The organism is Pseudomonas sp. 1928-m, from assembly GCF_029269135.1.
In the GTDB taxonomy this organism is placed as follows: domain Bacteria; phylum Pseudomonadota; class Gammaproteobacteria; order Pseudomonadales; family Pseudomonadaceae; genus Aquipseudomonas.
This window is the reverse complement of the sequence record NZ_JARIXO010000001.1, coordinates 1,861,088-1,872,366: the sequence shown is the minus strand read 5'-3', so window position 1 is coordinate 1,872,366 and position 11,279 is coordinate 1,861,088. Positions and strand designations below refer to the sequence as shown.

Annotated in this window: 12 protein-coding genes; 1 reads left to right on the top strand and 11 read right to left on the bottom strand. The window is 55.9% G+C overall.

The genetic code is table 11. The annotated features are described in order from the left end of the window. Positions 1-232 precede the first annotated feature (232 nt). Positions 233-472, top strand: a complete 240-nt coding sequence (locus P3C18_RS08440; protein WP_275961369.1) for a YheU family protein — start codon at positions 233-235, stop codon at positions 470-472. A 103-nt stretch (positions 473-575) separates the two neighbouring features. Here the strand turns inward: P3C18_RS08440 and P3C18_RS08435 are convergent, their stop codons facing one another. From P3C18_RS08435 to P3C18_RS08385, 11 genes are all read right to left on the bottom strand, one after another. Continuing rightward, positions 576-1,004: a hypothetical protein gene (locus tag P3C18_RS08435; RefSeq protein ID WP_257778120.1), complete on the bottom strand. Its 429-nt coding sequence runs from the start codon at positions 1,002-1,004 to the stop codon at positions 576-578. A 114-nt stretch (positions 1,005-1,118) separates the two neighbouring features. Beyond that, a complete protein-coding gene (locus P3C18_RS08430) occupies positions 1,119-2,279 on the bottom strand; it encodes an MFS transporter (protein WP_275961368.1) in 1,161 nt (386 codons plus the stop codon). Positions 2,280-2,407: 128 nt separating this feature from the next. Next, complete coding sequence (locus P3C18_RS08425; RefSeq protein WP_275961367.1) at positions 2,408-3,214, bottom strand: SDR family oxidoreductase; 807 nt, start codon at positions 3,212-3,214, stop codon at positions 2,408-2,410. 105 nt (positions 3,215-3,319) lie between these two features. Continuing rightward, positions 3,320-3,691 carry a DUF2784 domain-containing protein gene (locus tag P3C18_RS08420; RefSeq protein WP_275961366.1) on the bottom strand — a complete coding sequence of 124 codons (372 nt, stop codon included), beginning with the start codon at positions 3,689-3,691 and terminating at the stop codon, positions 3,320-3,322. 125 nt (positions 3,692-3,816) lie between these two features. Beyond that, positions 3,817-4,140, bottom strand: a complete 324-nt coding sequence (locus tag P3C18_RS08415) for a ComEA family DNA-binding protein (protein ID WP_275961365.1) — start codon at positions 4,138-4,140, stop codon at positions 3,817-3,819. A gap of 140 nt (positions 4,141-4,280) precedes the next feature. Beyond that, entirely contained in the window at positions 4,281-6,272 is a 1,992-nt protein-coding gene (locus P3C18_RS08410) for a nucleoside-diphosphate sugar epimerase/dehydratase (RefSeq protein ID WP_275961364.1), read from the bottom strand. A gap of 99 nt (positions 6,273-6,371) precedes the next feature. Beyond that, positions 6,372-6,923 carry a sugar transferase gene (locus P3C18_RS08405; RefSeq protein ID WP_275961363.1) on the bottom strand — a complete coding sequence of 184 codons (552 nt, stop codon included), beginning with the start codon at positions 6,921-6,923 and terminating at the stop codon, positions 6,372-6,374. Between the two features lie 94 nt (positions 6,924-7,017). Next, a complete protein-coding gene (locus tag P3C18_RS08400) occupies positions 7,018-7,983 on the bottom strand; it encodes an NAD-dependent epimerase/dehydratase family protein (protein WP_275961362.1) in 966 nt (321 codons plus the stop codon). Between the two features lie 46 nt (positions 7,984-8,029). Beyond that, positions 8,030-9,037, bottom strand: coding sequence for an NAD-dependent epimerase (locus P3C18_RS08395; RefSeq protein ID WP_275961361.1), 1,008 nt, complete (start codon positions 9,035-9,037; stop codon positions 8,030-8,032). Between the two features lie 15 nt (positions 9,038-9,052). Next, positions 9,053-10,396: a UDP-glucose/GDP-mannose dehydrogenase family protein gene (locus P3C18_RS08390; protein ID WP_275961360.1), complete on the bottom strand. Its 1,344-nt coding sequence runs from the start codon at positions 10,394-10,396 to the stop codon at positions 9,053-9,055. Positions 10,397-10,476: 80 nt separating this feature from the next. Continuing rightward, on the bottom strand, positions 10,477-11,277 hold the full coding sequence (locus tag P3C18_RS08385; protein ID WP_275961612.1) for a glycosyltransferase: 801 nt from the start codon (positions 11,275-11,277) through the stop codon (positions 10,477-10,479). Positions 11,278-11,279: the final 2 nt, after the last annotated feature.

The window sequence follows — 11,279 nt, the reverse complement described above, 5'->3', positions numbered from 1 at the left end:
GCAAACATGGCCAGCCAGGGCTGCGCGCGTTAGCAGGCCGTTGAAAAATGTAGGCGAGGCAGGCAAGACAAGGCGCTACGTAGTAACAGCCGAAGGCTGGTCAAAGCGCCGAGGAAGTGGAGTGTACGAGTTGTACATGAGCATTCCGAGGCCGTTTTTAACGCAGTATTGCCAACGTAGGTAATTTTTCAACGGCCTGCTAGCATCCGCGCTGCGCTCTGGAGGCCTTACCGTGCTGATTCCTTATCACCTGCTCGAAGCTGAAACCCTGACCCGTCTGATCGAAGATTTCGTCACCCGCGACGGCACCGACAACGGCGACGAAACCCCACTGGATACGCGTATCGAACGGGTACGCCACGCGCTGAGCAAAGGCCAGGCGGTGATTGTGTTTGATGCGGAGAGCCAGCAATGCCAGCTGGCACTGAAACGCGATGTGCCGAAAGAGTGGCTGGATGCGCTTGAGGAATAAACGCCGCAGGGTAACCTCATCCTCGTAGGTTGGTGCTGAGCGCAGCGAAGCCCAACAAGGCAACATGTTCGTTGGGCTTCGTCGCTGCGCGCCTCAACTCAACCTACCCGCGCAGGCCGCCTTCGCGCTCCCAGGCGCAGCGCACGCGCAACTCACCTTCCTGCGGGCTGTGAAAGCCGTTATCCGACTCCCAGCGAAAGGTGTGCGTGCCGTTCAGCTCGGTTTCCAGATGCACCACCGCGCTGGCCCAGTACAAGCGCTTAAGCAGCGCCTCGAACTGCTTGATCCACAGGCTCCACTCATACTCCACCGTGCGGTAGCTGGCGCCGAAGTGGATCACCTGGGTCTGGTACAGGCCGTCACCCGGCTGCTCGCAACAGGCAAACATCTCCCGCCCGAGAAAACTCCAGGCATCGCCCGCCGGCAACTCATCGAGCACCTGCCGATTGATTTCACGACGCAGACGGCTTTCCGCCGGACTGTCCGACGGCCAGTCACGGATGCAACCATAAACGATGGATTCGGACTCCACGCAGGCACTCCAGCAAATCAAGGCTGCCTTCTATCACAGCCGCCCAGGCCAAGGAAGGAACTGCTGCCAAATAAGCGTCAGCACAGCGCCGCAACGACGCCTGACCGGCGTCAGTTATGGGCGCTTCGGGCCGCGGCGCATCATCCAGGCCAGCAGCGTCATCAGCACCGCAAGCCCGGTGAGCACCATAAACGGCAACTGGTAGTTACCCGCAAGATCGCGCGCCAGACCGGTCAACACCGGGGTCAGACAGGCAATGCTGTAACCCATGCACAGCATCATCGCCGTCCAGCGGCTGACTGCCAGGGGCGAGCCCGCCTCGTATAACGGCAGCACCAACGACAAGGCAAAGGAGCCGCCCAGGCCAAAGCCGATGGTCACCGCCCACAGTTCAGGCAGCACAGAAGGCTGGAAGGTGATCATCGCCAGGCTGATCGACGACAACAGCCCGCAGCCCACCAGCAGCAGGTAGCGATTCTTGAAACGCTGCGCCAACCAGGGCAGCAAAAATGCGCTGGGCAGGCCCATCAGCATCGACACACTGAACAGGCTGTTGCTGTGCATCAGGCTCAGACCCGCTTCGTGATAACGCGCTACAGCCCAGGTGGCGAGGGCATAAAACAAACCGGCCTGAATGGCAAAAAATGCGCTGATCAACCAGGCACGCGGCTGCCGCCAGGGCAGCCCCATGCCGCCCTCCTCACTCTCGCTTTCGACCCGGTTCGGCAGGCACAACCAAAGCACTAGCCCGACTACAGCCGGCAGTGCCCAGATGGCCAGACCGTAGGTCCAGTCATTACCCAGCCACTGCGTCGCCGGGATGGTAAGCACCGCACCACCGGCACCACCAATCGCCATGCTCAGCGAATACCAGCCCACCACACTGCCCATACGCCCGGCAAAGTGCCGCTTGATAAAGCCCGACAGCAAGGGCCCAGCAACCGCGATGGCCGCGCCCAGCAGTACCGCACTGCCAATCAGGATCGCACTGGCATGCCCTACTGCACGTAGCAGCAGCGCCACTGCGATCACCGCCATGCACAGGGCGATGGTGCGTTCGAGACCTAGACGCACGGCCAAACGCGGCGCAAAAGGTGCCAACAAGCCCATGCACAACACGGGCAATGCAGTGGTGAGGCTGATCAGGCCGCGGCTCAAGGCCAGCTCTTCGGCAATCCGTTCGATCAACGGTGCCAGGGAGGTGATACCGGGCCGCAAGTTGATTGCGGCCAGGATCAGGGCCAGCAACAGCATGGCCCGCGGGAAAGGTTTCACAGTAAATCCATCAGTTTCGCGGCCATGCCGACATGACCGCAAACCTTAGAGCGCAAGCTCATCGCAGACAACCCCGAACGGCGATTAAGTTGACCTTTAAATCAACTAACTCACGTCACCACGGCCTGTCACTTGGCGCGCGGCGCACGCATCTTGTCGGCCATGCTGGTCATTTCGTTGTACAGCAACTGCGGATTCTTCTGCTTCAACGCCCAGGCCATACGGCCCTGCTCATGGGGCAGAATCATAAATTCGCCTTTACCGATTTCCTGGTAGATATAGTCGGCAATATCCGCCGCACTGATCGGCGAGCTTTCCAGCAGTTTGCCAACTTGCGCCTTCATCGCCGGCGTCGGGCCGCGGAATGAGTCCAGCAGATTGGTCTGGAAGAACGATGGGCACACCACATGCACGCTGACTTCATGCAGCTTCAACTCGATCAACAGGCTTTCCGACAACGCCACAACACCGGCCTTGGCCACGTTGTAGTTGCTCATCGCGGGACCCTGCATCAAAGCCGCCATGGAGGCGATATTGACGATCTTGCCTTTGCTCTTTTCCAGCAGCGGCAGGAAGGCCTTGCAGCCCTTGACCACGCCCATCAGGTTGATCGCGATCTGCCAATCCCAATCTTCCAACGACAGTTCGCTGAAGAAACCGCCGGAGGCAACGCCGGCGTTGTTGACGATCACGTCGATGCCGCCAAGCTTCTCCTCACAGGCCTGGGCAAACGCGGTCAGCTGGCTGTAATCACGCACGTCGCAGCGTTGGGTGAAACCATCACCACCCGCCTCACGCACCATCTGCAGGGTTTCCACCAAGCCCGGCTCGTTGACATCCGACAGTGCCAACTGCCAGCCCTCACGCGCCCAACGCAGGGCAATCTCACGCCCCAAACCCGAACCCGCGCCGGTGATCATCATGCGATTTTGCATAGGAAAGCTGCCTTGTAATGCGGTGATTGATGGGGCCAGTGTAGCCGGGGAAATTATCTTGCCTGCACACCATCATCCATCTGAATAAGGCGGCCTAAGCTCAACTCACGGCCGCCGCCAGCGCTGCCAGAGCAATCCACCATATATCAGCGTATTGAGCAGCAGGACGAACAGCCCCAAGCCAATCTGAATCTGCGGCGTCAACCCAGCCGGGTAAATGATCGGCAGCAAATAGTGCTCAACAAAACCGCCGCTGTACCCCGCCTGCCCTGCAGCCAGACGCAGGCTGTGCTCCAGTGGCGTCAGCGGACAGGGCCAATGCATCAACTCCACCAACACACCCCACAAGGCCGCCGGCACATGCAACCAAACCAACCCGCGCCAACGCCACACCAGCAACCCGCCCAACACCGCAAATAGAATAAACAGCAGATGCACAACTACCACTCCATCTGCCGCCACAGCCAACCAAAACATAAATTGCCTCGTTGTTAATCCCTGACCTTATTACAAGCGCATAACACGCACAGTATTCAAAAAACGATCGCCAGAATGCAAAAAGGCCGGTTAATAACCGGCCTTAATTAAAACAACTGAGCGCGTCAGTTAATACTCAACTTGTCGCGATTCTTCTCCAACGTTGCCTCGCCAATACCCTTGACCTCCAGCAATTCATCCACTGAAGCAAAGTCGCCGTGCTCATCACGATAAGCAACAATCGCCTGCGCCTTCACCTCACCAATCCCCAACAACTCACGCTGTAAAGTGGCCGCATCAGCCGTATTGAGATTGACCTTACCGAGCGGAGCCACTTCAGCTGTTTTAACAGCAGGAACTGGCTGGCTCTGCGTTTCAGCAGCAGAAACCGCCAGGGACATGGAAGCAAGAACAGCGAACAGCAGAGAAGACAGTTTGGCTTTTAGCATACGAGAATCCTTTCGTTAGATTTTTTCAGAGCGTGGGACTTCCTTCTCCACGCCCTTCAAAACTAGACGCTGCTACGCTACTGTCAAATCACTCAAGCCAAAATCGAAAACCTGATGCAATTGTGCAAAGTAAAAACACTTCAGGGCTCCATTCGGCGCTGCTGATGAATCAAATCTACTATCTCACCTTCAGGCTGATAGCCTCGAACAGTTGCTCGTAAAAGCTGACGAACGTGGTCGTAGTCATCACGAGCTACTGCGGCCAGTAACTCAGTCAGCGTACCCTTCAAATCCTCCCAGGAGAGATGCTCTTCATCGGCACGCATGATCATCGGATGCTCGGTGGGACTGACGTTATCGCCGATCAGCAATTCCTCATATAGTTTCTCTCCAGGGCGTAAACCGGTGAACTCAATAACGATATCGCCGTGCAGGTTCGCCTCTGAACGAACACTAAAACCACTGAGATGAATCATTTTCTCGGCCAGCGCAGCAATTTTTACTGGTTCCCCCATATCGAGAACGAACACATCACCGCCTTCCCCCATAGCGCCGGCTTGAATCACTAACTGTGCCGCTTCAGGAATCGTCATAAAGTAACGGGTAATATTAGGATGGGTGACAGTAACAGGCCCACCTTTGCGGATCTGCTCATGAAACAACGGAATCACCGAGCCAGAAGAACCAAGAACATTGCCAAAACGCACCATGCTAAAACGAGTCTTGTTGACCTGACGCAATGCCCCATCACTCTCAAATAGAACAGGCGCTGCCTCGCGACTCAAAGCTTGTAAAACCATCTCGGCCAGACGTTTGGTACTGCCCATCACATTGGTCGGGCGAACCGCCTTGTCAGTGGAAATCAACACAAAATGCTCGACTCCCGCCTTGATAGCCGCTTGGGCGGTATACAGTGAGCCCAACACATTATTCAGCACGCCCTCAGCAATATTGTGCTCAACCATTGGGACATGCTTGTAAGCGGCAGCGTGATAAACAGTATTTACCTTCCAAGTACGCATCACATCCAGCAGCCTGTCGGCATTGCGAATAGAGCCTAGAATCGGCACCAATCGCAGAGGCAACGATTCTCGCCTGGTGCGCGCCTCCAGCTCGCTGTGAATACTGTATAGGTTGAACTCGCTGTGTTCGAACAGCAACAGAGTCATCGGCTTATTGACTAGGATCTGCCGACATATCTCAGAGCCGATTGACCCGCCTGCCCCAGTGACCATGACCACTTGGCCACGAATACAACGCTCGAAAAGGGCTTGCCTCGGCGGCACCGGATCGCGCCCAAGCAAATCAGCAACATCCACTTCCTGCACGTCCTCAACCTTCACCCGACCACTGGCCAGATCCATAAAGCCGGGAATGCTGCGCACATGCAGTGGATAAGGCTCTAAAGCCTCTAGAATCTCCCGCCGCCGCCCGCGTGAAGCGGAAGGCATGGCCAATAGGATTTCATCGGCGCCGGTTTCCTCGATCATCTGCTCAATGTGCTTGGGTGTGTAGACGGACAGGCCTGCAATCGTCCGATTAGCAATTCCAGAGTCATCATCAATAAAAGCCACCGGCCGCATGACCCGCCCCAAGCGCAACGCTGCGACCAGCTGATTACCGGCTGCGCCAGCACCATAGATCGCAACTTTAGTTCCCTCCAAAGAGTCAGCTTGTGCATGCCCAACATTCGGTTCAAACCAGCTGCCAACAAAATACTGGCGCATGGCAAGACGTAAGCCGCCAAGCAGCAACAAGCTCAACCACCAATAGTTGAAAACCATTGAACGCGGCACCAGCGCGGTAGGCCCACGATACCAATAAGCCGCAAGGGCCAGCACTAGGGCAGAGAGGGTTACAGCCTTAGCAATGGTGATCAGCGCATCACTACCCACATAGCGCATGACGGCACGGTACATGCCCAAGCGAATAAAGATCGGCAGCGCAATGACGGGCGCAAGTAAGAATAGCCAGCCATGACCGGCAAACGGTTTGGCTGCGTAAAAATCACCCAAGCGCACGGCAAAAGACAGCCACAGAGCAGTCCAGACCAATAGGGTATCAGCCAACAGCTGAATCAGACGCTTCTTGCGCCTCGGCAGCTTTAACAACCACCGACGTAATCCAATCATCAAAACCCAACCATCAATTCTCAGGAACACAACACGAAACATGTAACTGGAGTAAAAAGTGAACGCTAAGTGCTCAGTTGCAAAACGCTTACAAACGCATCAATTGGCAACACGATCACCATTCCCCTTCCCCAGAACCGTCTGCAGCAATAATTTGAAGTACAGGGGCACAGACATCGACCGAATCATCGCAGCATCGGTTTGTGCCAACAGGCGAGGCGTAGACATATCGATGTGATTGATCTGCGCAACACCCGTAATACCAGGCCTAACGGCATAAATCCCAAGAGAGTCTCGTTCGGCAATCAGCTCCTGCTGGTTGAACAGATTAGGTCGCGGCCCCACCAGACTCATCTCACCCTTGAGCACATTCCAGAGTTGCGGCAATTCGTCCAACTTGCTCTTACGCAGAAAGCCACCCACCCGCGTGATGGAGGCTGACGATGCCAAATGGCTGGCTACCGACGCGGTATCTAGCGCCATGGTTCTGAATTTGACCAACGTGAAGGGCCGTTTATTTCTACCGACACGCTCCTGAAGAAACAGGGGAGAACCGGTATCTAAAAGCCCGAGCAGATATATCAACAACAAAACCGGAAAGCCCAAAACCAACCCCAACGAGGAAAACACAACGTCAAAAAAACGAATCATCCGATATCCACATATCCAATTTTAAAAAATGAAATCCCAACCGAAGACCGGTAGAGGAAAACACGGCCAACGACTCAAGCTGTCTCTCCACTAATTAATGACGACAAGCATACAGCCTTCCACTTTCCAGCAACGCTTCATGCATATCGTTGGGCGCCTGCCACCCCAAAACATCCCTGGCTTTCGAGATATCGACCCTCAAGGACTCGCATAACTGCGTATAGAGGATCTGCTTACCAATTAGCCGCGCCCCCAAGGCAAGCAAACCGACCGGCATAGGCAACAGATGCGCTTTGCGACCCATGCCCTGCGCCAACAATCGCACCAGATCTGCAGTCGAAACATCGCCATCATCGGCAGCCAGAAACAGCTCTCCTGCGGCCGATGGATGCCGCAGACAGACCTCAAGCAGGCTCACCAGATTACTCAACGCAATCATGCTGCGCCTGTTATCTAGGCTAGCCAGAGGCAATGGAAAACCGCTGCTAACCAGTTTCAGCAAGCGCGCGAAATTCCCCGGTGCATGGGCAGCATAGACCAGTGCAGGCCGGACAATGACCAACTCCATCGACTGCCCCCGCAGCAGGCTGCGTAACCCTTGCTCGGCCTCAAGCTTGGATTGCGCATAAGGAGAATGAGGGGCGGGCAGATCGGTTTCGCGGAAGGCCCCTGCACTGACCGCACCATTGACCCCGATCGAGCTGATAAATACGAAGCGCCGAACGCCAACCGCCAAAGCCTGCTCGGCCAAGACAAGGGTACCCTCGACATTAACCCGGCGCAGTTCAGTCAACGGATCATCAAGCTGCTCACGCAGCACATGGGCGCGAGCTGCAGTATGCACAACCACATCGCAACCCTGCAGAGCCTGACGCCAATCCGTATCGGCATCGAGAGAAGCCACCTGAACCCAGTCTCCGGGGGCATGACAGGGCTGCCGTAGCGCCCCCCTGACTCGCCAGCCTTGAGCTTGCAAATGTTCCACCAGTGCCGAGCCAATAAAACCATTGGCCCCGGTTACCAGGCAGCGTGAGAGGCTCCCGGACGGCATATCCAGCATCGACTACTCCTTTAATCCTGTCCGCCGCCAATCCAGCGCAAGTGCTTCAGACTTTGTAAAACGCCCGATACCAGTCAACAAAACGCTGTATACCCTGCTCTACCGGCACATTTGGTGTGTAGCCCGTATCGCGCACCAGATCCGCCACATCGGCATAGGTGTGCTCAACATCGCCAGGTTGCAGTGGCAGCAATTCCTTAGTGGTGGTCTTACCCAGGGCCTTCTCGATAAATTCGATATAGGCGAGCAGCTCTACCGGCTCGCTATTACCGATGTTGTAAACGCGCCAAGGCGCCTTGCTGCTGGCCGGATCCGGCTGCAAGCCAGACCACTCGGCATTGCGCTCAGCGACACGATCCAGACAACGCACCACACCCTCGACTATGTCGTCGATATAGGTAAAGTCACGACGGTGTTTGCCATGGTTGAACACCTTTAGCGGCGTACCTTCAAGAATCGCCCGGACAAACAGAAACGGCGACATGTCCGGCCGGCCCCAAGGCCCGTAAACGGTGAAGAAACGCAGTCCTGTGGTCGGCAGACCGTACAGATGGCTATAGGAGTGCGCCATCAACTCATTAGCCTTCTTGGTTGCGGCGTACAGTGACACTGGATGATCGACGTTGTCATGGGCGCTGAACGGCATGGTTTCGTTGGCGCCGTATACCGAGCTGGAGGATGCATAGACCAGATGCTCGACCACCGCTTGACGACAACCCTCAAGCACATTGAGGAAACCCAGCAGATTGCTATCTGCATAGGCATTCGGGTTTTCAATGGAATAGCGCACACCGGCCTGGGCCGCCAAATGCACGACTCGATTGAAACATTCGCTGGCAAAAAGCGCCGTCATGGCTTCGCGGTCGGCAATGTCCATGCGCACGAAGCGGAATCGCGCCTGCGGCTCCAGCTCTGCCAGCCGGGCATGCTTGAGTTCGACTTCGTAATAGTCATTGAGGTTGTCGATACCGACAACCTCGTCTCCGCGTTCGAGTAAATAGCGGCAGACATGGAAGCCGATAAAACCAGCGGCTCCCGTTACTAGGACTTTCATAGCATCAGCCTACGATCAGAGAACGGGTTGCAGCGAATCGGCACGGCCGATGGCGTAGTACATCAGGCCGGCCGCCTTGACTGTTTGCGGATCGAACAGATTACGCCCATCCACCAGTACAGGACTCGCCAGTTGGGCCTTGAGCCAACTGAAATCAACGGTGCGGAATTGCTTCCACTCGGTACAAATCACCAAGGCGTCGGCACCCTGCAGGGCGGCTTCGCGGCTGTTAACCAGGTGTAGGTCGCTCCGCTCGCCATAGATGCGCGCGGTTTCCTTCATCGCTTCGGGGTCGAACGCCTGCACTTTGGCACCCGCGGCCCAAAGCGACTCCATCAGCTCACGACTGGGCGCCTCACGCATATCGTCGGTGTTGGGCTTGAACGCCAGGCCCCACAAGGCGATGGTTTTGCCCTCCAATTGGCCATCAAAAGCGCTACTCAACTTGCTGAACAGTACGGTCTTCTGTCGGTCATTAACCGCTTCCACGGCGTTGAGTAGCTCGGCCTCATAACCGATTTGCTGCGCAGTACGCGCTAGGGCCTGCACGTCTTTGGGGAAACAAGAGCCACCGTACCCACATCCTGGGTAGATAAAGTGGAAGCCGATACGTGGGTCGGAACCAATTCCCAGGCGCACCTGCTCGATATCAGCGCCCAGGCGCTCGGCCAATTGCGCCATTTCGTTCATAAAACTTATTTTTGTCGCAAGCATTGCGTTGGCTGCGTACTTGGTCAGCTCGGCTGAGCGTACGTCCATGAAAATCAGCTTGTCATGGTTACGGCTGTAGGGCGCATAGCACTCGCGCATACGCGTGCGCACGGCTTCGGAATCAGTACCCACGACAATGCGCGCACCCTTGGTGAAGTCCTCGATGGCCGCACCTTCTTTGAGAAACTCGGGATTGGAACAAACATCGAACGGCAGGGACTGACCACGCCGCTCCAGAATCTGCCCGATCGTAGCCTTGACCTTGTCGGCCGTGCCCACGGGGACTGTGGACTTATCGACCACTACTTTATAGCCCGTCATATGGGTAGCAATGGTCGTGGCCACGGCAAGCACATATTTGAGGTCGGCCGAACCATCCTCATCTGGCGGAGTTCCCACAGCAATAAACTGCACCTCGCCGAAGGCTACGCCCGTTGCGGCGTCGGTGGTGAAATGCAATCGGCCTTCGGCGTGGTTACGGGTAACCATCGAATCAAGGCCTGGCTCGTAAATTGGCAAAATGCCCTGTTTGAGCCCTTCGATCTTGGCCTGATCAACATCCACGCACATAACCTGATGGCCGACATCGGCTAGGCAAGCGCCGGTAACGAGGCCAACGTAACCCGTGCCGAAGACAGTGATATTCATAAAAGACTCGCCCCACCTGAAAAAATGCGGCAACGATACCACAGCGCTACTTTAAGACGGCAGCAAAGCTTACCTTGCTATTACCTTGCGACATGATAAATAAGCTGTTTCAAGCGACTAGGCGCAACCCGCAAAATAAAGCGTGCAGTGACATTCAGCACATAGTCGGACCATCCCAGCAGGCCAATCTCGCGCTGGAAACGCAACAGTCTCAATTCATTAAGAAAGTACTGATAACCTCGACGGGCCATCAACCCTTCGCCCGTTCTCATCCACAGCAAACACTCCGCCTGATTTGCAAAGCGATAGCCACGCACGAGCATCAACGACCACAGTGCATAATCCTGTGCCCGTTGAAACAGTGGATAACCTCCCACAGCGAGCACCGCAGCCTTGCGAAACACGACCACAGGATGACTCATTGGACTGCGACGCTTGGCAAAGCGCTTGATATCGGCATGCGCGCACGGCACTTCACGCAATGCCAATACTCGCCTCATGCTGACATCTCGCTCTTCAATACAGGCGCCCAACACATCGACATCAGGATGCTTGGCAAGGAACGCAGCCTGCACAACAAAGCGCTCGGGCAAGGCGACATCATCACTGTCCATCCGCGCCACCCAATCATGCCGGCAAAATTTAAGGCCTTCATTCAAAGCAACTGCCAACCCCTGGTTCGTCGACAGGGCACAAATATCCAAAGGCAGGCGCCCAACAAAGGACTCAATAACGGCCTCTAGCTCTGGAGTTAGCGGCCCATCCTTTACCAAGACCACCTGCTCGGCAGGCTCAAGCTGTCCAGCAAGACTGTGCAGGGCTGCATCTAGAAAAGCAGGCTGCTCACGAGCATAAACAGACATCAGAACGGAAAAAGCCACAC

Excerpts from the sequence above, each read along its gene's own strand:
- P3C18_RS08390 (WP_275961360.1), bottom strand. The coding sequence starts at position 10,396 with ATGAATATCACTGTCTTCGGCACGGGTTACGTTGGCCTCGTTACCGGC.
- P3C18_RS08405 (WP_275961363.1), bottom strand. The coding sequence starts at position 6,923 with ATGATTCGTTTTTTTGACGTTGTGTTTTCCTCGTTGGGGTTGGTTTTG.
- P3C18_RS08425 (WP_275961367.1), bottom strand. The coding sequence starts at position 3,214 with ATGCAAAATCGCATGATGATCACCGGCGCGGGTTCGGGTTTGGGGCGT.
- P3C18_RS08420 (WP_275961366.1), bottom strand. The coding sequence starts at position 3,691 with ATGTTTTGGTTGGCTGTGGCGGCAGATGGAGTGGTAGTTGTGCATCTG.
- P3C18_RS08400 (WP_275961362.1), bottom strand. The coding sequence starts at position 7,983 with ATGCTGGATATGCCGTCCGGGAGCCTCTCACGCTGCCTGGTAACCGGG.
- P3C18_RS08415 (WP_275961365.1), bottom strand. The coding sequence starts at position 4,140 with ATGCTAAAAGCCAAACTGTCTTCTCTGCTGTTCGCTGTTCTTGCTTCC.
- P3C18_RS08410 (WP_275961364.1), bottom strand. The coding sequence starts at position 6,272 with ATGATTGGATTACGTCGGTGGTTGTTAAAGCTGCCGAGGCGCAAGAAG.
- P3C18_RS08395 (WP_275961361.1), bottom strand. The coding sequence starts at position 9,037 with ATGAAAGTCCTAGTAACGGGAGCCGCTGGTTTTATCGGCTTCCATGTC.